This is a genomic window from Curtobacterium sp. AC272 (assembly GCF_979258155.1).
Map to the genome: position 1 here is coordinate 523,836 of NZ_OZ409838.1, position 25,276 is coordinate 549,111.

Here is a 25,276-nt window from a genome sequence, read left to right on the forward strand (position 1 = left end):
CCGCAAAGCGACAGTCTCCCGCGAACGTTCCGCGCGGAACTGTCGCGTTCGCGGCAGCGACGGACCGGCGCCGCGGAGATCTGTGGCTTCGGCGGGGTGGTCCGGTCCGCCGTCGGACGGGAGGCACGGTGCCAACCCGGCACGCGCCTCCCGTCCGCCCCGTGGCGACGACCAACGCGCGGTGCGAGGTTGACCACTCCGTGCGGGTCTGCGTCCCCGCACCGAGTGATCAACCTCGCACCAGGCCGCGGCGCGGCGCGCAGCGAGCGCCTACGGCCAGCTCGGCTCCGTCGCGGGCATGATCGACAGCTCCCGGATCTCGCAGCCGGCCGGCTGCGACAGGGCGAAGAGGATCGCGTTCGCGACGTACTCCGGCTCGATGAGCTGCGCGTCCGGACCCGGCTTGTACTGCTCGGTGCGGTCGGCGAAGAAGTTCGTGCGCATGCCGGCCGGGATCACGTTGGTGACACCGATGCGGCCGGCGGTCTCGGCGGCCAGGGCCTGCGAGAAGCCGCGGACGCCGAACTTCGAGGCCGAGTAGGCGGTGCCGTCGCCGACGCCGCGCAGGGCGAGCGAGGACGAGATCGTGACCACACGTCCGTGCGCTGCCTCGAGGGCGGGCAGTGCGGCGCGGACGACCGAGGCGGTGCCGATGAGGTTGACCGCGACGATCTTCTCCCAGTTGCCGGAGGAGATCGCGTCGATCGGTGCGGGAGTGTCGATCCCCGCGGCGGTCACGACCGCGTCGAGTCCGTCGTGACGCTCGGCCGCCTGGCGGACCGCCTGCTCGACCGCGTCGGTGTCCGACACGTCGACCGCCACGGCGTCGATGCCCTCGGACACCGCGTCGACGCGCAGGTCGAGGACGATCGGGGTGCCGCCGGCCTCGACGACCGCGGCGACGACCGCCGCGCCGAGTCCGGAGGCGCCGCCGGTGACGAGGACGCGGCCGATGGGGGTGGTGGGGACGGGCATGGACTTCCTTCCGTAGGGGCGTGGATCCGTCGGGCTCAGCCGACGTGTTCGAGGGCCGCGGCGAGCCGGGTCGTCGAACGGCCGGGGTGGAACGGGACGGTGACGACGCGTCCGCCCCACTCGGCGAGGGTCGCGGCCTCGGGCAGCTCGCTCGCGGTGTAGTCGCCGCCCTTCGCCCAGACGTCCGGGCGGAACCGGCGGAGTGCTTCGTCGGGGGTGTGCTCGTCGAACATCACGACGGCGTCGACGCAGTCCAGGGCGAGCAGGAGCTCGACGCGGTCGTCCTGGGTCATGATCGGCCGGTCCGGACCCTTGAGCGCGCGGACCGAACTGTCCGAGTTGAGGCACACGACCAGGCAGTCGCCGAGTGCCCGCGCGGCCGACAGGGTGCGGGCGTGCCCGGCGTGCAGCAGGTCGAAGCAGCCGCCGGTCGCGACGACGGTGCCGCCGGCGCTCCGGACCTCGTGCACGGTGCGCAGCGCGTCGCGGTCGGCTCCCGGTACCCGCAGCGGCGCGGGGCCGTCGTCGGCGAAGAGCGCGGTGACGCCGCCGGCGGCCAGGTACTCGGAGGCCGCGACCACGCCGGCGGCGACGGCGTCGGGGACGTCCGCTCCGCCGGCCAGTGCCACGGCGACACCGGCCGCCAACCGGTCCCCGGCGCCGCACGGGTCGCCGGCGGTGACGGAGGGTGCCGGCACGAAGCGGCTGTCCGAACGGTCGTCGGCGAGGAGTGCTCCGCGGGCGCCGAGCGTCACCGCGACGGCGCCGACGCCCCACTGCTCGACGAGGGCCGCGGCGGCCACGGTCGCGAAGGGCACGGTCGCGACGGGTACGCCGTGCCCGTCGACGTCGGTGAACCGGCGTGCCTCGGCGGCGTTCGGGGTGGCCACGGTGACGCCGGGAACGGGTGCGGCGCCCTTCGGGTGCGGGTCCCAGACCACGGGGGTGTGCTCGGCGACGCGTGCGAGGGCTTCCCGCAGCGCCGGAGCGGCGGCGACCCCGCGGCCGTAGTCGGCGACCACGATCGCGTCGGCACCGTCGAGGGCGGCCGTCATGGCGTCGGTGGCCTCGGGCATGGGCGGGGTCGCACAGCCCTCGTCGATGCGGACGAGCGCGTGGTCGACGACGCGCACGCGGGTCTTCACCGGCGTCGGGGCACCGGACGGCCCGGCGACCACGGTGACGTCGGGGAGCAGGTCGCGGAGCTCCTGCGCGCGGGCGTCGTCGCCCAGGACGGTGACCAGGGTGACGTCGTGTCCGTCACGCACCAGCATCGTGGCGACGAGTCCGGCACCCCCGGCGCGGCGGTCGTCGGTCGTGACGTCGACGACGGGCACGGGTGCGTCCGGGCTGAGCCGATCGCTGGTACCGGCCACGTCGACGTCGAGCAGGGTGTCGCCGACGACGACGATCCGCAGGCGACGACCCGCCGCGCGGTGGTGCCCGGCCGGCCGCTGCGGCGTCATCGCCGGACCCCGCGGCGCAGTGCGGGCTCCATCGCCCGGCACAGGGCGTGCACGAGCACGAGCTGCGCCTCCTGCACGTTCGCGGACGGCCCCGCGATGCAGATCGCGTCGTCCACCGCCTCGGCCAGGGGTTCGGCCGCGGCCCGGTCATCGCGATCGTCCGGGCGCCGACGGCACGGGCCGCCTCGGCGGCGCGGAGCAGGTTCGGGCTCTTGCCGCTGGTCGACAGCAGCACGACGACGTCACCAGCCCGGGCGTGCGCCGACACCTGTCGGGCGAAGACCTGGTCGAAGCCGTAGTCGTTGCCGATCGCCGTGACGGCCGAGGTCTCCGCGTGCAGCGAGATCGCGGAGTAGGCGGGGCGGTCGCCGTCGAAGCGTCCGGTGAGCTCCGAGGTCAGGTGCTGCGCCTCGGCGGCCGACCCGCCGTTGCCCGCGGCGAGCAGGCGGCGACCGGCGACGAGTCGGGCCGCGATGTCGTCGGCCCAGGCGGCGATGTGGTCGTGGTGGTCGACGAGCGAGGCGATCACGGGGACCGAGGCGGCGACGTGGTCGAGCACGATGCGTGCACTCGCGGTGGTGTGCTCGTCGATGCCGGGCTGCTGGTCGATGGTCATCGGGCGGTCCTCTCGGTCGGCTGTGCGGCACGCGGGACCCGTCCGGCGTGGGTGGCGGTGCGCGTCGGTGCGCCCGCCGTGGTGGTGCGCTGCGGTGCGCCCGCCGTGGTGGTCGGCGCGGCCACGGCGACGGCACCGGCCAGCAGCCGCTCGTAGACGCGCTCGCTGTCCGCGGCGACCTTCTGCCACGTGTACCGCGACTCCGCGCGTGCACGGCCGGCCCGGCCGAGGGATCCGCGGCGGTCCGGGTCGTCGAGCAGGGCGCCGACGGCAGCGGCGACCTCGGCCTCGTCGCGCGGCGGGACGTGCAGGCCCGTGCCGTCCTCGACGACGGTGTCGATGAGCCCACCGACACTCGACGCGACGACGGGTCGACCGCAGGCCATCGCCTCGAGCGGGACGATGCCGAACGGCTCGTACCAGGGTGCGCAGACCACGACGTCGGCGCTCCGGTACACGGCGGGCATCTCGTGCTGTCCCAGCTGTCCGCGGAAGGTCACGTGGTCACGGACCCCGAGCGACCGGGCGAGCGCGTCGAGCCGCTGGTACTCGGGGTCGTCCACCAGGTCGGCCCCGGCGACACCGGCCCCGCCGACGACCACGAGTTCGACGTCGCGCCCCTCGGCGACCAGGGCGGCGAGAGCGGCGATGGTCGTGCCGACGCCCTTGCGCCGGACCAGCCGCGACACGGTGAGCACCCGCTGCGGACGGCCGCGCTCCTCGACCGGTCCGTCGGGGCGGAACAGCGCCACGTCGACGCCGCACGGCACGACGGAGATGCGCTGCAGGGGGACACCGAGGGCCTTGAGCTCGAAGGCCTCGTCGGAGCACGTCGCGACGACCTGGTCGGCGCTCCGTCCGACGGCCGGTTCGAGCCACTCACGCTCGGCTGGACTCGTGTCGGCCGAGCCCTGGTGCCGACGCTTCACGACGCCGAGCGCGTGGAAGGTCTGCGCGACGGCGATGCGGGTGCCGCCGGTCCGGGCCTGCACCTGCGCAACGGCGTCGAGTGCCGCGTGCCCGGACATCCAGAAGTGGGCGTGCACGACGTCGGGCCGGTCCACGAACCACTCCGCGGCGAGCACCGACGCGAACGTCCCCATGAAGGGGAACAGCTCGTCCTTCGGCACGTGCCGCGCCGGACCGGCGTCGACGTGCACGACGTCGACCCCCGGTCGCAGCGGCACCCGCACCGGCGCGGATGCGTCGTCACGCCGGGTGTAGACGGTCACCTGGTGCCCGCGGTCCGCGAGCGCCCCGGACAGTTCGGCCACGTGGACGTTCTGTCCACCGGCGTCGACACCGCCGAGCACGGCGAGCGGGCTCGCGTGCTCCGACACCATCGCGATCTTCATCGGAGGCTCCCTCGAACGTGGCGCCAGCGGCCCGCTCGCGTCGGGCGCCGCGGGTCACGGCGTCGTCGAGCAGGTCGTCCCAGTCGGCGGTGAAGCGGCCGAGCGCGTGCCGTGCGAGCACGGCCTCCCGCGCCACGGCACCCCGTCGGCGCGCCTCGTCGGGGTCCTCGACGAGGATCCGGGAGGCCCGCACCAGCTCCTCGACGTCGGTCGCGATCGCGCCGGCCTCGCCCGGCACCGTGCGCGCCGCGTCCGTCGTCGCGAGCACCAGGACCGGCATCGCCAGGTGCATCGCCTCGAGGAGGGACAGGCCGAGCGAGGTCCACCGGTTCGGGTGGACGTACGCGCGGCGTTCGGCGAGGGCCGTGTGCATCGGGTCCGAGGGCACGTCACCGCGGGCGACCACGGCGTCGCCGAAGCCGAGCTCCGGCAGCCGTTCGGTGCCCATGCCCCAGACGTCGACGGGTGCCACGGCCGCGAAGCGGGGGAGCAGGTCGGTGCCGACGACGCGGTCCCGACGGACGGGCTCGTTGATGACGACGCCGAGGCGGTCGAGCGAGCCGGTGTAGCGCGGACCGGGGTCGACGACGCCGTGTTCGACGACCGTGGTGCGCGTGGTGCCGCAGTCCCACATGAGCGCGTTCCAGTGCGTGACGTGCGCGATGGTCAGGTCGTCGCGGTCGCGGAACGGGTGCAGGCTGTTCGGCACGTCGATGCGTGGCGCGTTGTGCTCGACGAAGACGATCGGCACGTCGCGACCGGCCAGCAGGCGCTTCGCCGCGTCGAGTTCCTCGGTGCGTTGCAGGACGACCACGTCGACCTCGGCGCCGGCGACGTCGGCGGGGTCGATCTCGATCGCGGACGCCGGCCAGGCGCGCCCGCCACGACCGAGGCCCCAGGCGTCGCGCGCCGGCGTGGTGGGGATCAGGTACTCGTGCGGGCCGCGGACGAACGCGTCCATCCAGCCGCCGTGCACGTGCCAGACGAGGATGCGCATGCGGGGCCTTTCGGTCGGTCGGGCACGAGGAGAAGGGGGAGCAGTGGCGGACGCTACGCAGCACCTTCTGGCGCGCTCCGCAGACTTCTCGGTTCCATCCGCGAAGCGCGGTCGAGCAGCCGTTCGTGGGCTGCGAGCGCGTCCTCGATGCGCACCGTGGACAGGCACGGGTGGCCGGGGACCGGGCACTCTCGGGCCCGGCTGAGCCGGCACGGCGCGGCCTGGTCCCCGAGCAGTTCGACCAGCGGTGCGTACGGTGCCCACCGGACGGCGGGGACGACGGGCGAGAAGAGGCTGACGATCGGTGCGCCGACCGCCGCGGCGAGGTGCGCCGGCCCGGTGTTGCCGACGACGACGACCTCGGCACCGGCAAGGACCGCGGCGAGCTCGGCGGGCGTGGTCCGACCGCCGAGGTCGATGCCGGTGGCGCCGGCGACGGCCGCGGTCAGGTGGCGTTCCCCGGGGGAGCCGGTGACGACGACGGGCACGCCACGCTCGGCGTAGGCGGCGACGAGCTCACGGTGGTGCGACGCCGGCCACGACCGGGCGGGCACGCTGGCGCCGGGGTGCACGACCACGTACTGTCCCAGCCCGGCCACGGACGGGGGTGCGACGGCGTCGTGACGCACCACGAGCCTCCCGTCGTCCCCCGGCGGCAGCCGGAACCCGGCCGCGTCGGCGATCCGCAGCGCACGCTCGGGTTCGGGGACGTCCTCGGGCAGGTCCTCGCCGGGTCGCAGGCGGACGTCGAGGAGCGACCCCGGGTGGTCGACCGAGGCCCCGGAGACGCGGGGGACACCGGCGAGGCGGAGGAGCAGCGCCAGGGGCAGCGGCGACTGGTGGAACGAGGTGAGGACGACCGCTTCGTCGGGTCGCTCCTCGGCGACGAGCGCGCGGAACTCGGCGAGCACGGCGTCGTCGATCGGCCGCGCGGTCTCGGTGACCCAGGGCGCTGCCCACACCCGGACGCGGTCCACGCCGGGCAGCAGCTCGGCGGCCGGGGCGCCCTGCGGTCCGCACAGCATCGTGACGTGCGAGGCCCCGGCGGCGACGGCGCGGACGGCGGGGCCAGCGACCAGGACGTCGCCGAACGAGTCGAGGCGCGCCACCAGGACGCGGGGACGGCTCACGCGCGGTCCGTCTCGACGGTCGAGGGCCCGGCCGCGGCGATCACCAGGTCGACGGCCTCGGCGAGGGTCGCCGCGACGGTCTCGGCGTCGTCGACCTCCTCGGGCCGCGTGCGCGGGGTCGGCACGAGCACGCCCTGCGCCCCTGCGGCCCGCGCCGCCTGCCCGTCGGCGCCGATGTCGCCGACCAGCACGAGCGCCTCCGGCGGGACCCCGAGTCGCTCGGCGGCGTCGAGGACCATGCCCGGTCGCGGCTTCCGGCAGGCGCAGTCGTCGCCCGCGTCGTGCGGGCAGACGCACCAGACGTCGAACGGTCCGACGAGCGCGTCCACGCGGGCGTTCGTCGCGTCGACCTGCTCGCGCGTCGCCAGGCCCTTCGCGACCACGGACTGGTTCGTGACCACGCCGAGCAGCAGCCCGGCCGCACGAGCCCGCTCCACGGCGCGACGGGCACCGGGGACGGGCACCACCAGGCGCGGGTCGGCGTTGTACGGGACGTCCACGACGAGGGTGTCGTCGCGGTCGAAGAGCAGGCCGCGGATCGCGCGGTCCGGTGCGAGGGGCATGGCACCGGAGTACCGGTCGGCGGCCGCGTGCCGGTTCAGGACAGCCGGGGAACGCGCCCGCTGCCGACGCCACCAGCGGGCACCGCCTACCGTCGCGCCCGTGACCGCACTCGAGACCCTGCCCGCCGCCGACGGACGCCCGGAGCTCGTCGTCCTCCGCGCCATCAAGCTCGGCGACCTCCTGGTCGCCGTCCCCGCGCTCCGCGCCCTGCGACGGGCCTTCCCCGACCACCGCATCACCCTCGCGACGACCGCGTGGCTGGCACCCGTCGTCGAGCTCGTCCCCGCCGTGGACGTCCACCTGGCGCAGCACGGCCTCGACCACCCGCTCAACGTCCCCGCCGGCACGGTCGACGTCGCGGTGAACCTGCACGGCGCCGGCCCCGAGTCGTCCGACCTGATCGCCGCCCTGCAGCCCCGTCGGGTCATCGGGCACGCCGACCCGACCCACGGCTACGACGGTCCCGAGTGGCCGACGGACGTGCACGAACGCGACCGCTGGGCGGACCTGCTCACCTGGCACGGCGTCCCCGCCGACGCCGACGACGTGGCCGTCGACCGCCCGGCGGCACCGCCGGTGGTCGCGGACACCGCGGTCGTCCACGTCGGTGCCTTCCACGGGGCGCGGCACTGGCCCACGGACCGCTTCGCCGACGTGGTGCGCGGACTGCGGGGGCGCGGTGCCGACGTGGTCCTGACGGGAGGCGCGGACGACGTCGTCCGTGCACGTGCCGTCGCGGACGCGGCCGAGCTGGCGCCGGGGGCGGTCCTGGCCGGCTCCCTGGAACTGCAGGAGTTCGCGGGCGTCATCGCCGCGGCGCGGCTCGTCGTCACCGTCGACACGGGTGCCGCCCACCTCGCGACCGCCTACGGCGTGCCGTCGGTGGTGCTCTTCGGCCCGGCGCCGCCGGAGGCCTGGGGCCCGCCCGCATCGGGTCCGCACATCGTTCTCACCGATGCCTCGGTCCGGCGTGGCGACGTCTTCGCCGAGGACCCCGACCCGGCGATCCTGGCGGTCGGCGCGGCCGACGTGCTCGCTGCGGTGGACCGGCTCGACGTGCTCGGGGTGACCGCACAGGCGACCGACCGGTAGCGTCGACCGAGAGCCACCCGGACCCACCGGGCACTCGGAAGGAGTCCTTCGTGTTCGAAGCCGCCAACATCCGTGACTGGATCGGCCTGCCGGTCGTCGACGAGGCCGAGGACAAGGTCGGGACGCTCGAGAGCATCTACTACGACACCGCCACATCCGAGCCGGCGTTCGGTGCGCTCACGACCGGGATGGTCGGCTTCCAGAAGCTCGTGTTCGTCCCCCTCGTCGGGGCGACCGTCGCACCGAAGCACCTGCGCGTGACCTTCCCGAAGAAGCTCGTGAAGGACGCACCCTCCATCGCGACCGACGGTGAGCTCGACGCCGCGACCGAGCCCGAGCTGTTCCAGCACTACGGCCTCGAGTACCGCACGGGCAGCGGCGGCGAGCGTCGCCTCGGACGCCGCTGAGGCCGGAACTGCTCCGCATCACCCGCCGACCACTGCGCGCCGCCCTGGCGGTGGTCGGCGCCCTCTGTCTCGTGGCGGCGGGCCTCGGCGGGTCCGTCGGCGCGCCGCCGGCCTCCGCGGCGCCGATGTGGCCGGTGCCGGAGCCGTACCCCCTGACCGCCGACCCAGCCGAGACGCTCGACGCGATCCCACCGGGCAGTGAGTACGTGGCGCTCGGCGACTCCTACTCGGCCGGGTACGGCCTGGGGGACCGCACCGGACTGCCCTCGAACGCCTGTGTGCAGTCGGCGCGCGACTACCCGCACCGGCTCGCGGCGCAGTTCGGGCTCGACCTGACCGACGTCACCTGCTCCGGCGCCACGAGCGACGACGTCACCACGGGCCACCAGTTCAAGGGCGTCCCGCCCCAGATCGAGTCCTTGTCCGACCGCACCCGACTGGTGACCCTGACGATCGGCGGCAACGACGCGGACCTGTTCGGCACGGCGGCCTCGTGCCTGGCGATCTCCGCGAACGGCCCGGTGTTCTCGGGTCGCGACGCCCCGTCGTGCGAGAGCACCCTGGTGCGCGACGGTGTCGACCAGCTCGCCGTGAAGATCCAGTCGCGCGTTGCCCTCGGCATCGCCGACACCCTGGGCGCCGTGCAGCGGGCCGCCCCGAACGCCGTCGTCGTGTTCCTCGGCTACCCGGCGATCTTCCCGGACGCCGAGGACACCCCCGCGAAGGGCTGCTTCCGGTCCGCACTCGACCTCGGCACCCTGGCGGGCTCGTTCCCGTCGGACACCTACCCCTTCACGGACACCGACGTCGGGTACCTGCACGGTGTCCAGGACGAACTCAACGAGGTCTCCCGGTCCGCTGCCGCCGCCGCCGGGGTCCGGTTCGTCGACGTCTTCGCGAGCACGCAGGACCACTCGCCGTGCGCCGCGTCGAAGCGCTACGTGGCCGGGGTGACGCTCACCGGTTCCGGTGACCTGCGGAAGATCGACCTGGAGGCTGGGGCCCTGCACCCGAACGAGCGCGGCGTCACGTACCTGACCGCGCGGATGGCCGCCGCGATCCGCGCCCTCGCCGACTGACCCCACCGGCGGTCTCGGTCGCCGTGGCCGCTCGGCTGTCCGCGTGCGCCGCCGGCGGAACCACGCAGACCGGGGCTGCCGTCTCGCGGACGACGTCGTGGAGCAGTGAGCCCGAGAGTGCGCGCACGTGGCCGCGGCCGAGCACCACCAGCGACGCCCGTCGGGTGTGCGACGCGATCGCGTGCCCCGGGTGGCCCTCGACCAGCAGCGGACGGATGCGGAGTGACGGGTACCGCTCGGCCAGCACGGACGTCGCCCGCTGCAGCAGCTCGGCGTTGCTGGTGCGCCACCGGAGCGGGTCCTCGGCGAAGTCGGTCAGCCCGGTCCGGGTGAGCACGGGCATCTCCCACGCGCGCAGGAGCGTCAGCCGTCGGTTCCGCCGGACGGCCTCGTCGACGGCGATGGACACCGCGCGTTCGTCGATCGGGTCCTCCACCGCGAGCACCACGTCGCCGTCGATGGGGTGCGGACCCTCCGGCACGACCACGGTCGGGACGGCAGCACGCTCGGCGACGCGCGCCGGGTCACCGCCGGCCGTCGATCCGCGCCGGTGGCGGAAGCTCCCGATCACGAGCAGGTCGCCGCCGTCCGACTCCTCGACCAGGGCTGCGGCGAACGGACCCGCGTGCCGGTGCACCTCGACCGCCACACCGGGCAGGGCGGTCCGCGCGGCCTCGGCGAGTTGGTCGGCGACCGGCGTCCGGCCTTCCAACGCGTGGTCGGCGCCGATGATCCGCAGCCGCTCGACACCGGCGTCGGCGCGGGCCACGATCCACCGCAGGGCCTCGTCGTGGGGCATCGCCGCATCGGCGGCCAACGTCACCGTCGTCCATCGCTCGTCCATCCCGATCGGCCTCCTCCGTCGCAGGCTTCGGGGGCGTCACCTGGCGCTCCGTGCGCCACACGGTACTCCGGTCGGGGGCCGTGGAACCGGCCGTGCGCGGCGGTGACCGTGGGCGGCGGACGTGGGCCGGGCCTCCCGTCCGACGCCGCGTAGTCTCGCGGGCGTGGTGGTGAGCGCCGGACTGTTGCTGCACCGGACCGGTCCGGCCGGGCCGGAGGTCTTCGTCGCGCACATGGGCGGGCCGTTCTGGCGGAACCGGCCACGTGCCTGGTCGATCCCGAAGGGACTCGTCGAACCCGACGAGGACCCGCTCGCGACGGCCCTGCGTGAGTTCGGTGAGGAGATCGGGGTCCCCGCGCCCGTGGCCGCCGACGACGTCACGGACCTGGGCGAGTTCCGGCAGGCCTCGGGCAAGCGCGTGCGGGTGTTCGCCGCGCCGGCCCCGGGGTTCGAGGTCGCCGTCGTGCGGAGCAACACCGTCTGGCTCGAGCTGCCACGTGGCTCGGGACGGTTCGTCGACGTGCCGGAGGTCGACGACGCCCGGTGGGTGCCGGTCGCCGAGGTGCGGGAGCTGCTCGTCGCGGGCCAGGTCGCCGCGGTGGACGCGCTGCTCGTGTTGCTCGATGGACCGGATCCGGCCGGGTGAGCGCCTCGCCCGTTGCGGGTGAGTCACGATGTGGTGACGGTCCGGACAGCGTCACGGGGGCGTGGATAGCCTGCACGGACGTCGGGGCACGCCGACGTCATCACCAGGGGAGTACACATGCGGCGCTGGCGCGCGGTCACGGCGGGGCTCACCGCCCTCGCACTCGGAGCAGGACTCGCGATCGGCGGCGCGACGAGCGCCTCGGCCGAACCCGCGGGCAACTGGGGCACGTTCACCCTGAGCGGCGCGTCGAAGGCGTACACGGGCACGATGACGTTGCCCGGGTTCCCCGCCACGACGTTCACCTCGAACTCGCGGCAGTCGACCGTGATCAGCGGTGCGTCGACGTGGCAGTCGGCGGGGACGCCTCCGGGCCAGGTCTACGGCACGAGTCGTGCGCAGACGTACATGAACCAGCGACCTCTGGCTGATCGTCCCAACGGGGACTCGGCGTCGACCACCACCTACACGTTCGACGGCGCGACGCCCGGTGCCGAGAGCTGGTCGTTCGTCCTCGGCGACATCGACGCCGACCAGGCGACGATCTCGGCGACGGTGGCCGGCGGTGGCGCGGCGACGGGGAGCAGCTTGGTTACGAGGAGTCCTACAACTCGTGCTCGGCTGCTCCGGCGGCCGGCGGCTGGTCGTGCACCCCCGACCCCGACGGCACCACCGGCAAGGACCAGCCGACCTGGGACGCCGCCACGCGCACGCTGACCGGCAACGCCGCCGCGTCGGACACCGCGGGCGCCTCGGCCTGGTTCACGCCGACCGTGTCGCTGACCAGCCTGACGATCACCTACCAGCAGCGCAGCGGGTTCCCGGTCTACCAGACCTGGTTCGCCAACCGCACCGCGGCCATCAGCGGCACCGCGACCCTCGACGGCACGCCGATCCCCGGAGCGACCGTCACCGTGACCGCACCGCGCGGCACCGTCTACACGACGACCACCGACGCCGACGGCAACTACGTGTTCCCGCAGTTGCCGGTGATCGCGAACTACCGCGTCGAGATCACTCCGCCGGCGGGTGCTGACGGTGAGGCCGTGGCGACGGGTGTCTCGCTCGCCGTCGCCGGCACACCCGGTGGCGTCGACAAGACCGCCGACTTCGCGTTCACGTCGCCGGACGACACGACGTCCGTCATCGGGACGGTGACCGACGCGGAGGACCACCCCGTGGCGAACGTGCCCGTCGTCATCGACGTCCCCGGGGGCGACCCGATCGAGACCACGACGAACAGCGACGGCGTGTACACCGCGTCGGACCTGCCCTCGGACACCGCCGTGGAGGTCTCGGTGGCCGGTGAACCGCCCGTGACGATCACCACCGGTGACGCCGGTGCAGCACCGGTCGAGCCGGAGCCGATCGTCGCCCCGCCCGCCGTGATCGCGACGATCACCGGCATCGTCTCCCTCGACGGGACGCCCGTGCCCGCCGGCGTGGTCGTCGAGCTCCTCGACGAGTCCGGAGCCGTCGTCGGTTCGACCACCACCGACGCCGACGGTCGCTACACCTTCGCCACGTCTGCGGGTACCTACACGGTCCGCACGGTGGTCCCCGCCGCGGGTGCCACCGGTGACACCGCGAACACCGGCATCGCCGCGGTCGCCGGCACCAGCGTGACGTCGGACCTGCCGTTCACGTCGGCCGCCGCGCCCGAGGTCATCACGACCGACCAGCCCGGCACCGTGGCGGACACGAACGGCGACCCGGTCGCCGGCGTGGACGTCGTCGCGACGCCGACCGACCCGGAGGCCGGCCCGCCGGTGACCGTGGCCACCGACGACGACGGCGCGTTCGACCTGGTCGACCTGCAGCCGACGACCGAGTACACGATCACGGTCGACGTCGACGGCGCCACTCCGGTGACCGTCGTCACGCCCGAGGACGGCGCTGCGACCCCGCTCGCCTTCGTGGTCGAGGCCGCGGTGACCCCGGTCCCGTCGCCGTCGCCCAGTGCGCCGACGCCGAGCAACTCGCCGACCGCGGTCCCGACCGTGCCGGCTGCCGGAGGCTCGAGCAACGCGCCGGCCGCCGGTTCGGGTGACGTGGGCAACGGTGGGCCGCTGGCCTACACCGGTGCGGACCTGAAGCCCGGGCTCATCGCGGCCGGGGTGCTCGTGCTGCTCGGTGCGGCGCTGCTGACCTACCGCGCGGTGCGCAACCGTCGCCGGAGCCACCTGCAGGACTGATCGGTCACGACGAAGGGCGGGCCCGGCGCGATGCCGGCCCGCCCTTCGTCGTGTTGCTGCACGCCACGCCGCCGCCCCACGAAACGCCGCCGCTCCACCCCCGAGGTTCCGAAATCTGCCCATCTCGGCGGCGCCGGCGGCCGTTCGTGGAACCTCAGCGACACGCACACGGCATGTCTTCGCGGCCGGTCGCCACACCCGCCACGCTCTGCCGTCATCAACGCCACGCCCGCTACGCCCCAACGCCACGCCCGGGCCTCGCCGCCGAGGTTCCACGACATGCCGCCAATCCACCGCCGAGGTTCCGCGGATCACCGCCAGGACCGCCGAGATGCCGAGATTTCGGAACCTCGGCGCAGCGCGAGGCCGACGGCGCCCCCGCCCACGCCTCGGGCTACTGCGTGCGGTGCGTGCGGTGCGAGCCCGTGACCGTCGCGACCGAGCCCGTCAGGGTCTGGATCGCCCGACCGACGACGGGCACCGACGTGGTGACCACCGCGAGCGAGGACGTGATCGCCTCGATCGACGACGTCGACAGGTGCTCCTGCCCGACCGTGTGCACCGGGAAGCCCCGACGCGCCAGCACGACGACCCCGAGCGACCCGAGCAGCACGGCACCACCGGCGAACGGCAGGTACTGCAGTCCCACGATCCCGAGCGCCTGCCCACCGATGGCTGCACCGCCCGCGATGCCGATGTTCGACGCACCGTTGATGAGCGCGCCGGCGATGTCGGGGGAGACGCCTCCGGAGCGGATCGCGGCAGCCATGAAGAGCGTGCCCGTCGTGCCGTTCGCGGCCAGCCACACGCCGGCGACGACCATCGTGCCGACCAGGGAGCCGTGCACGAACGGCATCGCGGCGAACGCGACGGCCATCACGGCGACGGCGGCGATGAGGGTCTGGCGGGGTGCCCGGTCGACGAACATGCCCGCGAGCCAGAGGCCGATCACCCCGGTGCCGCCCAGGACGAGCAGCGCACCGCTCACCATCGAGGCGTCGAGTCCGGCGTCGATCGCGTACGGCCCGACGTAGGTGTAGACGACGTAGTGCCCGGCGAACAGGAGCAGGTCGGCGATCACGACGGACAGCAGCCCGGTGCGCGCCCAGGCCTTCGGGGACCCGATGTGCGGCGACGAGGCACCGCTGACGGCGGGCAGGAACAGCAGCGCCACCGCGGCGAGCACGGCAGCGGCGACACCGATCGAGAACACGGCGGGGCGCCAGCCGATGTGCTGCGCGACCCAGGTGGCGACGGGCACGCCGAGCACGAACCCGAGCGAGCTACCCGAGTACACGAACGCGATGGCGCGACCGGCCAGGCGCGGCGGAACGATCCGGGTGGCGTACGCCGAGGCGACCGAGAAGAACAGCGCGTGCGCGATGCCGCCGACGACCCGGCCGGCGCAGACGACGGCGAACGACGGTGCGAACGCGATCATGAGGTTCGAGACCGTGTAGCCCACGAGCGTCGACACGAGCACGGCCTTGCGGGGGAGCTTCGCGGTGAAGGCGGTGAGCGGGAGCGCCAGGAGCGCCACGGCGCCCGCGTACACGGTGACGACGATGCCCATGGTGGCCTCGGACACACCGAGGTCGGCGCTCATCGTGCCGAGCAGCCCGACGGGCATGAGCTCGGTGGTGATGGCGAAGAACGTGGCCAGCCCGAGGACGGCGATGCCGACGATGGACTGGGTGGTGACGGTGATCGGCCGCGTGTTCGTCGACACGGCCGAGGTGGTGGTGTTGGTGGACACGCTGCTGACCTCCTCCGGGGCACGGGCGAACGCGCGTCGGTGCCGTTCGGGGGAACGACGAGGACCGGGAGGTCTGCGGGGCGCGCTCGCTGTGGATGTGGGTGATGTGGGTACGACTCCACGGCGAGTGCGCTCATCCAGTGTTGCACGATGGACCGCAGCCCGCGAGGGGGTCAGCGGAGATTCTCGGAGCGCTCCAACAATCCGCGCCCTCAGTTCTCGTTCGTCACCCGACCCTGCACGCCGCCACCCCGGAGCGCGATCGTCAACGTCCCGCTCATCGATTGTGCCGACATCGACACCGAGCCGTGCAGTGCCGCCTCGCGCGGGAAGCACGCCGTCGACGACTCGATCCGGTTCGCCGTCGCCACCAGGCAGATCGTCGACCGGTCGGTGCCGACCCCGGCCCACACGGCCCACGGCGTGTCGAACGAGCCGCCGTCCAGCGCCCGGTTGGTGAACACGAGCCGCGTGGAGTGCAGGCTCACGGGTGCCTCCACGGGCCCCGGCAGCTGGTCGGCGTAGGTCTGCGGCACGTCGAGCAGCTGCTCGAGCGTGACCGTGCCCGCCGTGGGCGTGACGCTCGGTGCTGCGGCGACGTCGCCGCGGACGGGCCCGACGACGGTGCCGGCGGCGAACGCCACACCGACCGCCGCTGCCGCGCCGAGCGCGATCCAGACGCGTGGCCGCTCCGTCCAGAGCAGCGTGCGCCACCGGGACCGTCGCGTCGGTCCGACCGGGACGCCCGACTCACCCCGACGTCGTCACCCGCGTCGTCGGGACGGTCGGGTTCCAGGGCTTCGGTCGCCGCCCACGATCCGGCCTCCGTTCGCGGGGACGGGTCCGGTTCCGCGACAGCCGCCGCGCGCTCCGCGGCCGGCCGTTCCGGCGACGGGTCGGGCAGTGGAGCCGACCGTTCGGGGGACGCGACCTGCCCGCTGGCTGGGGCCGTGCCTCCCGGCCGCCCGTCCGGCCCCGTGGCGGAGGCGACTCCCGCGCCCGCTCGCCGACCGCCCGACCGCCGCCCGCTCGCCAGGTCCTGCAGCGCGATCCGGGCGCGCGCCGCGTCGGCGGGGCTCGATGCCGCTCCCCAGGCGACGGCCTCGAGCCGTGCCCGTTCCGCTGCCACGTCGTCGTGGGCCATGCGCACTCCCGATCTGCCGGTCGCGTGGACTCCCTTCATCGTGGCACTGCCGGGGCGGCGGCGCGCACCCAGAACGAGGGGAGTAGGCGTGACGCATGAGCACCGAACCCGAACCACGGCACGACGCCGACCCGGAGACCCTCGAGCCGCTGAGCCGCGACACCCAGTCCGGCGAGGCCGACTACGTGGCGACGAGCCCCGGCGGGACCGGCACGGAACGACACGTGCCGACCGCCGACGAGGAACAGGGTCGCGGCACCGAGTACGACCCGGTCGACCAGGGGCCGCAGCAGGAAGGCCAGGGCGGCTGACGCCGGCCTGACGCCACGCGCCCGCGTCACCGGATCACCCGGCGCAGCACGGCCCGCTCGCCCGCCGTCCACGCGGCGCTCGTCACGACGTACAGCGCGGCGGCGAGTGGCGCGATCGCGGCGAACACGACCGTGATGAACGGCGCGAACCGCCCGATCGCGGCGGTCGCTGCCGCGCCGGGCACCTGGGCGCCCGGCGCGGGTGTCGGCAGCGGGTTCCAGCGCAGGTTCGCGCGACGGCTGAGTTCCACGACGACGGCGAGCACGGCCAGCAGCAGGACGACGACCCAGGCGTGCACCCAGAGCGGCGACGTCAGCGTGACGACGAGCGAGTGCCCGAGCGGGACCCCGACCAGGGTGGCCTCGAGCAGGGCGTTGGCCGTGCCGCCGATCGACGCGTGCGTGAACAGGGCGGAGACGAGGGACAGCACCGGGGCCTGCGCGAGGACGGGCAGACAGCCGGCCAGGGGTGAGACCTTCTCGTTCGTGTAGAGCTGCTGGACGGCACGCTGCAGCTGCTCAGCGTTCTTCCCGTGGCGCTTCCGCAGGGCGGCGAGCTGCGGCGCGAGCCGACGTCGGTCGCGCTCCGCTCGGACCTGCAGGACGGACAGCGGCACGAGCACGGCCCGGACGGCCAGGGTCAGGAGCACGACGGCGATCGCCGCGGCGAACGAGCCCGTGGTGGGGGAGAGCGCCGCGGTCAGGGCGGCGACGAGGTCCGCGCCGCCGTGCAGCAGCGGGCCGACGAGGGGCAGGGTGGACAGGTCCATGACGGTTCCGATCGGTGGTGGTTCGCAGGAGGGTCGCGAGGGCCCGGCCACCGGTCGGTGGTCAGGCCGGGGCGACGACTCCCGGGGCACGCGATCGGACGTGCCCGTCGGCATCGGGGTGGCTCCACGCGATGCGGGTGACCAGGTCCGGTACCGCAGCGTGTTCGACGCCCGTCGACCGCAGCCCGAGCACCGTCGCCAGCACCGTGGCGATGACCTGCGCGACGACGACCGCCACGGCGACGGCCGTCAGGCCGAGCGCGGCCACTGCCAGCAGCGGCAGGACGCCGGCTGCGGGGTCGCCCGCCGTGGGCGCACCGAGCACGAGCGCGGCGGCGGCGCGGAGGATCAGCAGGGCGACGGTCATGGTCGGTTCAGCGTAACGCCCGCGTGCCGCCACGGACAGGACGGCAGCGCGGGAGAGGATCGCCGCATGACCGCAGGTTCGCCGAGCACCCCAGCGACCGTCGCGCTCGACCGAGCCGGGGTGTCGTACACGCCGCACGTGTACGACCACCACGAGAGCGCCACGAACTTCGGCGAGGAGGCCGCCGCCGCTCTGGGGCTCCGCGAGGAGCAGGTCTTCAAGACCCTGGTCGTCTCGGTCGACGGCGCACTGGCGGTGGCGATCGTGCCGGTGGCGAACCGGCTCGACCTCAAGGCCATCGCGGCGGCGGTCGGTGGCAAGAAGGCGACGTTGGCCGATCCGGCCCTCGCCGAGAAGCGCACGGGGTACGTCGTCGGTGGCATCAGCCCGGTCGGCCAGAAGTCCCGGATCCGGACCGTGCTCGACGAGTCGGCCCTGGCGTACGACAGCATCTTCGTCTCCGGCGGGCGCCGCGGGTTCGACATCGAGGTGGCTCCGGCCGACCTCGCGCGGGTAACCGAGGCGATCTCGGCAGCGATCGCGCGGACCTGAGCCAAGTCGCCGCAAGTTCTTTCGTCGTCGGGAATGACCCCGGCACTCCTGCGTTGCATTGAGTCGAAGGCACTCAAGTTCCCCAGGAGGTCCCTTTGCCAGAGACGTTCGGCCCGACCGGCGGCAGTGACTCGTTCGACGAGTTCCTCGCCCGCCTCCTCGCGGCGCAGAACACCGGTGACCCGCAGCGCCCCCGTGCGTTCGGCCGACCGGTGGACATCACGCGGCTCCTCAGCCGCCGTACCCACGAGCTGCTCCAGCACACCGCCGAGTACGCGGTGTCGCAGGGGCAGCACGAGCTCGACGCGCTGCACCTGCTGCACGTGCTCGTCCGCACCGAGCCGTTCGACGCCGTCGTCCGTTCCGCCGGGGTCGACCCCGAGCGCCTCGCCGCCGAGATCGAGCAGCGCCTGCCGATGGCTCGCGAGCCGCAGCCCGAGCAGACCGGCCGCCCGGCCCTGACCGGCACGGCGCAGCGCATCCTCGTCGAGGCCACCCAGGCCGCGCGGGGCTTCGGCAGCACCTACACCGACCCCGAGCACGTCTTCTTCGCGCTCGTGACCGACCAGGAGACCGTCACCGGGCAGCTGCTCGCCAGCGCCGGTGTCACCCCGCAGGCCATGCAGGACTACGCCCAGCAGGCCGCGGCAGCAGCACGAGAGGGGCGCCCCATGCCAGGAACCGGTGCAACGACCGGAACGGCCGACAGCGGCACCGACAGCGACAGCCCGACCCTCGACCAGTTCGGTACCGACCTCACCGCGCGGGCCCGTGAGGGTCGCATCGACCCCGTCATCGGTCGCGCCGACGAGATCGAGCAGGCGGTCGAGATCCTGCTCCGTCGCACCAAGAACAACCCCGTCCTGATCGGCGAGCCCGGCGTCGGCAAGACCGCCATCGTCGAGGGACTCGCCCAGCGCATCGTCGACGGCGACGTCCCGTCGCTGCTGCAGGGCAAGCGCGTCGTCGCCCTCGACCTGCCCGGCATGCTCGCCGGCACCCGGTACCGCGGCGACTTCGAGGAGCGCCTGACGAAGGCCATGGACGAGATCGCGGCGCACGCCGACGAGCTCATCGTCTTCGTCGACGAGCTCCACACCGTCGTCGGCGCCGGTGGTGGCGGTGAGGGCGGCTCGATGGACGCCGGCAACATCCTCAAGCCCCGGCTCGCCCGCGGCGACCTGCACCTGGTCGGCGCGACCACCCTGAACGAGTACCGCCGGATCGAGAAGGACGCCGCACTCGAGCGTCGCTTCCAGCCGGTCACGGTCGGGGAGCCGAGCGTCGAGGACGCCGTCGCGATCCTGACCGGCCTCGCACCCCGCTACGAGGAGCACCACGGCGTCGTCTACACGCCGGAGTCGCTGCGCGCCGCCGTCGAGCTCTCGCACCGGTACGTCACCGACCGGCACCTGCCGGACAAGGCCATCGACCTCATCGACCAGGCCGGCGCACGGCGCCGGCTCGCCCGCTCGGGTGCCGTCGACGTCGAGGCCCTGCGCGACCAGGTCGCCGAGCTGCTCGCCGAGAAGGACCGCGCCGTCGCCGAGGAGCTGTACGAAGAGGCGTCGCGCCTGCGCGACGAGACGATCGGACTGGAGGCCCGGATCACCGCCGCCACATCGGCGGACGTTCCCCGCGCCTCCCGTCCCGAATCCGCGGGCACCTCGATCACGGAACGCGACATCGCCGGTGTGGTGTCGCGCGCCACCGGCATCCCGGCGACGCGCCTGACCCAGGGCGACCGCTCGCGGCTCGCCGTGTTCGAGCAGGAACTGCACGAGCGCGTCGTCGGCCAGGACGACGCCGTCGCGGCGATCGCGAAGGCCGTCCGACGCAGCCGCACGGGCATGGGCGACCAGCGTCGACCGGTCGGCAGCTTCCTGTTCCTCGGTCCGACCGGCGTCGGCAAGACCGAACTGGCGAAGGCCTTGGCGTCGTCGCTGTTCGGTGACGAGTCCGCCATGCTCCGCTTCGACATGAGCGAGTTCGGCGAGCGGCACACCGTCTCGCGGCTGGTCGGTGCTCCTCCCGGGTACGTCGGCTACGACGAGGCCGGGCAGCTCACCGAACGCGTGCGCCGGAACCCGTACTCGGTGATCCTGCTCGACGAGGTCGAGAAGGCGCACCCCGACGTGTTCAACCTGCTGCTGCAGGTGCTGGACGACGGTCGACTGACCGACGGCCAAGGGCGCACGGTGGACTTCCGGAACACCGTCGTGATCATGACGTCGAACATCGGCTCCGAGTTCCTGGCCTCGCGGTCGGGCGCCCTCGGCTTCGCGCCGGTGGGCACGACCGACGGGTACGGCGAGGACGACCTCCGCGCCCGCGTGATGGGCAAGCTGCGCGAGGCCATGCGGCCGGAGTTCATCAACCGCATCGACGAGATCGTGCTCTTCCGCAAGCTCGACCGGTCGCAGATCACGTCGATCGTGTCACTGCTGCTGCAGGACACGGCGCTGCGGCTCGTCGCGCAGGACATGGTGCTCTCCGTGTCCGACGCCGCGGTCGACTGGCTCGCCACGCACGGGTACGAGCCCGAGTACGGCGCGCGTCCGCTCCGCCGGCTCATCCAGCGCGAGGTCGACGACCGCATCGCGACGCTCGTGGTCGACGGTGGCGTGACCGCCGGGGACACCGTGCGGATCGACGTCGTGGACGACGTGCTGACGGCAGCGGTGGTGGAACCCGCGACGCTGTAGCAGCCGTTCGACCGAGAGGGCCCGGTACCGATTCGGTACCGGGCCTTCGTCGCGCCCGGGTGCAGCGCGGGGTGTTCGGGAATGCAATTCCGGAGAAATCGAAGAAAGGGGTTGCGCTGCGAATTGCGGTGCCGATAGTGTTCACTCGTCGCGAACCGCTGCAGCGCAGCGGGGACGACTCCGACAGCTCGAGACCGAAAGGGGGCCGACCATGATGATCACCGCAACCACTCCGTTCCGTGGAATCCGTGGACGCGTCGGCACCCCGTTCCGCGTCCGCTGACCCGGAGCGTTCCGCCTTCTGCCGACATCTGTGTCTTCCGATCCTCGTCTCGTGACGAGTCCGTCGCCTGACACCTCGCGCTGAGCCGTTCTGGCTCGCGTCGAACCGGCTCCGTCGATCGCCGATCGGTTCCGATCCGTGTGCTCCGTGCACGCGATCGGACTGCGTCGATCGTCGCCGGAGAATGTCGGCGGTCGGTGCGACGCTCTCGGTACCGGAAGTCATTCAGTACCGCGTCGTCGGACATTCCTCCGGTGACCGCGGAATGCATTCTCACGCATTCATTTCGTCCTGCCCGTGTTCCGGGCAGTCCATTCCTGCCCGTGTGCCGGGCAACTCCGTCATGCCCTGAAAGGGATCACCGTGTCATCGAAGACCGCCACCCGTCCTCCCGATACCCGCGCAGCGCGCCACCGGGTCTCCCTCACCGACCGCATCGCGCTGCGCATCGGAATGTCGCTCATCATCTGGAGCCGGCGGACCCGCCGGGTCCACCCGGTGATCGACCACGGAACACGGCTGCAGCTCGACCGCGAGCGGCAGCAGCGCGAGAACGACCTGCTCCTGCAGGCCGCACTCATGCGCGCCTGGCGCTGAGCCGGATCGGACACCCGACCGTCGCACCGTGCGACCGTCACCGTCCCGTGCCCGCTTGGTGGCTCGGTGCGAGGGGACAGCCCCGCACCGAGCCACCGTCGGCGCACCGGCCGACGCAACCCGCACCGTGCGCCGCACCGACGACCGGGCACGGCGCGACCGAGCCCGCACCGTGCGCCGACGTGTCGGACGCACCCCGGGCCTCCCGTACCGTTGACGGGTGACCGAAACCGCAGCTGCACTCGTCGAACGCCTGACCGCCGTCGTCCCGGACTTCCCGAAGCCGGGGGTGCTGTTCCGTGACGTGACGCCGGTGTTCTCGGACGCCGTGGCGTTCGGCCGCGTGTGCGAGGCACTCGCCGCGCCGTTCGCGGTCGGTGCCGGGTTCGACGCCGTCGCCGGCATCGAGGCACGTGGCTTCGCCCTCGCCGGCGGGATCGCCGCCCAGCACCAGGTGGGCGTGCTCACGGTGCGCAAGGCCGGCAAGCTGCCGGGCGAGGTCCTCAGCGAGCAGTACGCACTCGAGTACGGCGAGGCCGAGCTCGAGCTGCGTCCGGGCCAGCTCGCCGCGGGCACCCGGGTCCTCGTCGTCGACGACGTCCTCGCCACCGGTGGGACCGGCGCCGCCACCATCACGCTGCTCGAACGCGCGGGCTACCAGGCGGTCGGGTTCGCCGCGCTGCTCGAGCTCGACGGGCTGAACGGACGCGAGCGTCTCGAGCCGCGCCTGCCCGTCACCACGCTCGGCGCCGTGCCCGCCTGAGTCCCACGCGCGCACTAGTCTTGACGCACCATTTCGATCGAGGAGTCCCATCATCGTGACCGAGTCAGTCGCCGCAGCGCCGGAGAGCGCCGAGCCCGCAGCCGTGCCCCAGGCACCCGAGCCCCGCACCGCGACGACGACCACGACGGGCACCGAGCTCTTCGACGGTGAGCGCGGCGTCGTCGCGATCCGCGTCGACGGTGTCCTGAAGGACCTCGCTGCCGACGTCGCCGCCGGCGAGACCGCCGAGGCCGTCACGCTGCAGGAGCAGGACGGGCTCGACATCCTCCGCCACTCGGCCGCACACGTGCTCGCGCAGGCCGTCCAGCAGATCAACCCCGAGGCCAAGCTCGGCATCGGGCCGCCCGTCACCGACGGCTTCTACTACGACTTCGACGTCGCCGAGCCCTTCACCCCCGAGGACCTCAAGGCGATCGAGAAGGGCATGGACCGCATCGTCAAGCAGGCCCAGCGCTTCCGCCGCGTGGTCGTCTCGGACGAGCAGGCGCGCGAGCTGATGGCGGGGGAGCCGTACAAGCAGGAGCTCATCGGGCTCAAGGGTGCGGCGACCGACGGTGACTCCGGCGAGAGCGTCGAGGTCGGTGCCGGCGAGCTCACGGTCTACGAGAACGTCGACCCGAAGTCGGGCGAGGTCGTCTGGCAGGACCTCTGCCGCGGCCCGCACGTGCCGCACACCCGCTGGATCGGCAACGCCGCGAAGCTCATGCGCGTCGCCGCCGCCTACTGGCGCGGCTCCGAGAAGAACCCGCAGCTGCAGCGCATCTACGGCACCGCCTGGCCCGACAAGGACCAGCTCAAGGCGTACCTGGTGCGCCTCGAAGAAGCCGCCAAGCGCGACCACCGCAAGCTCGGTGCCGAACTCGACCTGTTCTCCTTCCCCGACGAGATCGGGTCCGGCCTGGCGATCTTCCACCCGAAGGGCGGCATCATCCGCCGCGAGATGGAGGACTACTCGCGCCGTCGGCACGAGGAGAACGGTTACTCGTTCGTCTACACGCCGCACATCACCAAGGGCGACCTGTTCGAGACCTCCGGACACCTCGGCTGGTACAAGGACGGCATGTTCCCGGCCATGCACATGGACGAGGCGAAGGACGAGGACGGCAACGTCACGCGTCAGGGTGCCGACTACTACCTCAAGCCGATGAACTGCCCGATGCACATCCTGGCGTACCGGTCGCAGCCGCGTTCGTACCGTGACCTGCCGCTCCGGATGTTCGAGTTCGGCACGGTCTACCGCAACGAGAAGTCCGGTGTCATCCACGGCCTCACCCGGGTCCGTGGCATGACCCAGGACGACGCGCACATCTTCACCACGCAGGAGAAGATGAAGGAGGAGCTGACCACGACGCTCGAGTTCGTGCTCTCGCTGCTGCGCGACTACGGCCTCGACGACTTCTACCTCGAGCTCTCGACGAAGGACCCGGAGAAGTACGTCGGTGACGACGAGGTCTGGGACGTCGCGACGAACACCCTGCGCGAGGTCGCAGAGGAGTCCGGCCTCGAGCTCGTGCCCGACCCGCCGGAGCCGCCTTCTACGGCCCGAAGATCTCGGTGCAGGCCCGCGACGCCATCGGCCGCACGTGGCAGATGTCGACCGTGCAGCTCGACTTCAACCTTCCCGAGCGCTTCGGCATCGACTACACCGCGGCCGACGGCTCCCGCCAGCGCCCGGTCATGATCCACCGCGCGCTGTTCGGCTCGATCGAGCGGTTCTTCGGCGTGCTGACCGAGCACTACGCCGGCGCGTTCCCGGCCTGGCTGTCCCCGGTGCAGGTCGTCGGCATCCCCGTCGCGGCCGAGTACGGCGACTACCTCGACGAGGTCGTCGCGAAGCTCCGGTCGCACGGCGTCCGCGCCGAGGTCGACCACTCGGACGACCGCATGCAGAAGAAGATCCGCACGCACACCAAGGCGAAGGTGCCGTTCCAGCTCATCGCGGGCGGCGACGACCGCGACGCCGGTGCGGTGTCGTTCCGCTTCCGCGACGGGCGCCAGGACAACGCCGTGCCCGTGGACGAAGCGGTCGACCGCATCCTGACGGCGATCCGCGAGCGCGCGCAGGTCTGATGACGGACGAGCAGGACCCGCTGGTCATCCGGGACGCCGCCACCGGTGCGGCCGTCCCGGATGCCTTCCAGCGCCTGTGGAACCCGCACCGGATGGCGTACATCGACGCCGGACGCGAGCGCACGGGCCGCGGGCACGCAGACGACTGCCCGTTCTGCGAGGCACCGCGGAAGTCCGACGAGGACGCCCTCATCGTCGCCCGGGGCGAGCACGCCTACGTGCTCCTCAACCTGTTCCCGTACAACAACGGACACCTGCTGGTCTGCCCGTACCGCCACGTGCCGCTGTACGACGAGGCCACGCCGGACGAGCTCCGCGAGATGGGCGAGCTGACCCAGACCGCGATGCGGGTCCTGCGCACCGTGTCGCACTGCGACGGCTTCAACATCGGCATGAACCAGGGCGAGGTCGCGGGGGCCGGCATCGCCGCGCACCTGCACCAGCACATCGTGCCGCGGTGGCAGTCCGACGCGAACTTCTTCCCGATCATCGCGCGGACGAAGTCGATGTCCCAGATGCTCGGGGACACCCGCCGACTGGTCGCCGAGGGCTGGCCCGCAGCGGACTAGAC

24 protein-coding genes and 1 pseudogene are annotated in these 25,276 nt (G+C 73.2%); 13 read left to right on the forward strand and 12 right to left on the reverse strand.

Features of this window, described 5'->3' with window-relative positions; all coding sequences use genetic code 11:
- Positions 1-270 precede the first annotated feature (270 nt).
- Genes ACZZ0J_RS02675 through ACZZ0J_RS02705 form a run of 7 tightly spaced genes read right to left on the reverse strand, consistent with a single transcriptional unit; the run spans position 271 to position 7,102 of the window.
- Positions 271-975, reverse strand: a complete 705-nt coding sequence (locus ACZZ0J_RS02675; protein WP_111084066.1) for an SDR family oxidoreductase — start codon at positions 973-975, stop codon at positions 271-273.
- Positions 976-1,010: 35 nt separating this feature from the next.
- Entirely contained in the window at positions 1,011-2,351 is a 1,341-nt protein-coding gene (locus tag ACZZ0J_RS02680) for a PfkB family carbohydrate kinase (RefSeq protein ID WP_463438129.1), read from the reverse strand.
- The gene (locus tag ACZZ0J_RS02685) at positions 2,236-3,057 is read right to left on the reverse strand and encodes a D-sedoheptulose-7-phosphate isomerase (protein WP_463434660.1); all 822 of its coding nucleotides are present in this window, start codon (positions 3,055-3,057) and stop codon (positions 2,236-2,238) included. Before ACZZ0J_RS02685 ends, ACZZ0J_RS02680 begins: the two co-directional genes overlap by 116 nt.
- Positions 3,054-4,370 carry a glycosyltransferase gene (locus tag ACZZ0J_RS02690; protein WP_463438130.1) on the reverse strand — a complete coding sequence of 439 codons (1,317 nt, stop codon included), beginning with the start codon at positions 4,368-4,370 and terminating at the stop codon, positions 3,054-3,056. Before ACZZ0J_RS02690 ends, ACZZ0J_RS02685 begins: the two co-directional genes overlap by 4 nt.
- A complete protein-coding gene (locus ACZZ0J_RS02695) occupies positions 4,267-5,409 on the reverse strand; it encodes a glycosyltransferase (protein WP_463434662.1) in 1,143 nt (380 codons plus the stop codon). The genes ACZZ0J_RS02690 and ACZZ0J_RS02695 overlap by 104 nt, the downstream gene beginning before the upstream one ends.
- Positions 5,410-5,462: 53 nt before the next feature.
- The gene (locus tag ACZZ0J_RS02700) at positions 5,463-6,539 is read right to left on the reverse strand and encodes a glycosyltransferase family 9 protein (RefSeq protein WP_463434664.1); all 1,077 of its coding nucleotides are present in this window, start codon (positions 6,537-6,539) and stop codon (positions 5,463-5,465) included.
- Positions 6,536-7,102, reverse strand: a complete 567-nt coding sequence (locus tag ACZZ0J_RS02705; protein ID WP_463434666.1) for an HAD-IIIA family hydrolase — start codon at positions 7,100-7,102, stop codon at positions 6,536-6,538. The genes ACZZ0J_RS02700 and ACZZ0J_RS02705 overlap by 4 nt, the downstream gene beginning before the upstream one ends.
- A gap of 100 nt (positions 7,103-7,202) precedes the next feature.
- Here ACZZ0J_RS02705 and ACZZ0J_RS02710 point away from each other — a divergent pair, with 100 nt between their 5' ends.
- From ACZZ0J_RS02710 to ACZZ0J_RS02720, 3 genes are all read left to right on the forward strand, one after another.
- Positions 7,203-8,195, forward strand: a complete 993-nt coding sequence (locus ACZZ0J_RS02710; protein WP_463434668.1) for a glycosyltransferase family 9 protein — start codon at positions 7,203-7,205, stop codon at positions 8,193-8,195.
- A 50-nt stretch (positions 8,196-8,245) separates the two neighbouring features.
- Positions 8,246-8,602, forward strand: coding sequence for a PRC-barrel domain-containing protein (locus ACZZ0J_RS02715; protein ID WP_111084060.1), 357 nt, complete (start codon positions 8,246-8,248; stop codon positions 8,600-8,602).
- Between the two features lie 71 nt (positions 8,603-8,673).
- Positions 8,674-9,681 (forward strand): SGNH/GDSL hydrolase family protein, encoded by a 1,008-nt coding sequence (locus tag ACZZ0J_RS02720; protein WP_463434670.1) that lies wholly within the window; start codon positions 8,674-8,676, stop codon positions 9,679-9,681.
- Here the strand turns inward: ACZZ0J_RS02720 and ACZZ0J_RS02725 are convergent.
- Positions 9,629-10,525 (reverse strand): universal stress protein, encoded by an 897-nt coding sequence (locus ACZZ0J_RS02725; RefSeq protein WP_463434672.1) that lies wholly within the window; start codon positions 10,523-10,525, stop codon positions 9,629-9,631. The two genes, ACZZ0J_RS02720 and ACZZ0J_RS02725, sit on opposite strands and share 53 nt — an antisense overlap.
- Positions 10,526-10,688: 163 nt before the next feature.
- On the opposite strand from ACZZ0J_RS02725, the gene ACZZ0J_RS02730 reads away from it, so the two are divergent.
- The 3 genes from ACZZ0J_RS02730 to ACZZ0J_RS02740 all read left to right on the forward strand — a co-directional run bounded on the left by ACZZ0J_RS02730 (position 10,689) and on the right by ACZZ0J_RS02740 (position 13,366).
- On the forward strand, positions 10,689-11,171 hold the full coding sequence (locus ACZZ0J_RS02730; RefSeq protein WP_463434674.1) for an NUDIX domain-containing protein: 483 nt from the start codon (positions 10,689-10,691) through the stop codon (positions 11,169-11,171).
- Between the two features lie 117 nt (positions 11,172-11,288).
- The gene (locus ACZZ0J_RS02735) at positions 11,289-11,888 is read left to right on the forward strand and encodes a hypothetical protein (protein WP_463434676.1); all 600 of its coding nucleotides are present in this window, start codon (positions 11,289-11,291) and stop codon (positions 11,886-11,888) included.
- Positions 11,889-11,944: 56 nt separating this feature from the next.
- Positions 11,945-13,366 (forward strand): carboxypeptidase regulatory-like domain-containing protein, encoded by a 1,422-nt coding sequence (locus ACZZ0J_RS02740; RefSeq protein WP_463434678.1) that lies wholly within the window; start codon positions 11,945-11,947, stop codon positions 13,364-13,366.
- 394 nt (positions 13,367-13,760) lie between these two features.
- Here the strand turns inward: ACZZ0J_RS02740 and ACZZ0J_RS02745 are convergent, their stop codons facing one another.
- Positions 13,761-15,122 carry an MFS transporter gene (locus tag ACZZ0J_RS02745; RefSeq protein WP_463434680.1) on the reverse strand — a complete coding sequence of 454 codons (1,362 nt, stop codon included), beginning with the start codon at positions 15,120-15,122 and terminating at the stop codon, positions 13,761-13,763.
- A 212-nt stretch (positions 15,123-15,334) separates the two neighbouring features.
- Positions 15,335-15,766, reverse strand: a complete 432-nt coding sequence (locus tag ACZZ0J_RS02750; RefSeq protein ID WP_173168565.1) for a hypothetical protein — start codon at positions 15,764-15,766, stop codon at positions 15,335-15,337.
- A gap of 595 nt (positions 15,767-16,361) precedes the next feature.
- Here ACZZ0J_RS02750 and ACZZ0J_RS02755 point away from each other — a divergent pair.
- A complete protein-coding gene (locus ACZZ0J_RS02755) occupies positions 16,362-16,577 on the forward strand; it encodes a hypothetical protein (RefSeq protein WP_214546743.1) in 216 nt (71 codons plus the stop codon).
- Between the two features lie 26 nt (positions 16,578-16,603).
- Here the strand turns inward: ACZZ0J_RS02755 and ACZZ0J_RS02760 are convergent, their stop codons facing one another.
- Positions 16,604-17,347: a YidC/Oxa1 family membrane protein insertase gene (locus tag ACZZ0J_RS02760; protein ID WP_463434683.1), complete on the reverse strand. Its 744-nt coding sequence runs from the start codon at positions 17,345-17,347 to the stop codon at positions 16,604-16,606.
- A gap of 61 nt (positions 17,348-17,408) precedes the next feature.
- Positions 17,409-17,714 (reverse strand): DUF6412 domain-containing protein, encoded by a 306-nt coding sequence (locus tag ACZZ0J_RS02765; RefSeq protein WP_463434685.1) that lies wholly within the window; start codon positions 17,712-17,714, stop codon positions 17,409-17,411.
- Positions 17,715-17,780: 66 nt separating this feature from the next.
- Here ACZZ0J_RS02765 and ybaK point away from each other — a divergent pair, with 66 nt between their 5' ends.
- The 6 genes and pseudogenes from ybaK to ACZZ0J_RS02795 all read left to right on the forward strand — a co-directional run bounded on the left by ybaK (position 17,781) and on the right by ACZZ0J_RS02795 (position 25,274).
- The gene (gene ybaK / locus ACZZ0J_RS02770; protein ID WP_111084051.1) at positions 17,781-18,266 is read left to right on the forward strand and encodes a Cys-tRNA(Pro) deacylase; all 486 of its coding nucleotides are present in this window, start codon (positions 17,781-17,783) and stop codon (positions 18,264-18,266) included.
- Between the two features lie 95 nt (positions 18,267-18,361).
- The gene (locus ACZZ0J_RS02775) at positions 18,362-20,971 is read left to right on the forward strand and encodes an ATP-dependent Clp protease ATP-binding subunit (protein ID WP_463434688.1); all 2,610 of its coding nucleotides are present in this window, start codon (positions 18,362-18,364) and stop codon (positions 20,969-20,971) included.
- A 646-nt stretch (positions 20,972-21,617) separates the two neighbouring features.
- Positions 21,618-21,851: a hypothetical protein gene (locus tag ACZZ0J_RS02780; RefSeq protein WP_194647760.1), complete on the forward strand. Its 234-nt coding sequence runs from the start codon at positions 21,618-21,620 to the stop codon at positions 21,849-21,851.
- A 220-nt stretch (positions 21,852-22,071) separates the two neighbouring features.
- On the forward strand, positions 22,072-22,614 hold the full coding sequence (locus tag ACZZ0J_RS02785) for an adenine phosphoribosyltransferase (RefSeq protein WP_463434691.1): 543 nt from the start codon (positions 22,072-22,074) through the stop codon (positions 22,612-22,614).
- Positions 22,615-22,717: 103 nt separating this feature from the next.
- A pseudogene (gene thrS / locus ACZZ0J_RS02790) lies at positions 22,718-24,705 on the forward strand (threonine--tRNA ligase).
- Entirely contained in the window at positions 24,705-25,274 is a 570-nt protein-coding gene (locus tag ACZZ0J_RS02795; protein ID WP_463434693.1) for an HIT family protein, read from the forward strand. Before thrS ends, ACZZ0J_RS02795 begins: the two are co-directional and overlap by 1 nt.
- The last annotated feature ends 2 nt before the right edge of the window (positions 25,275-25,276 follow it).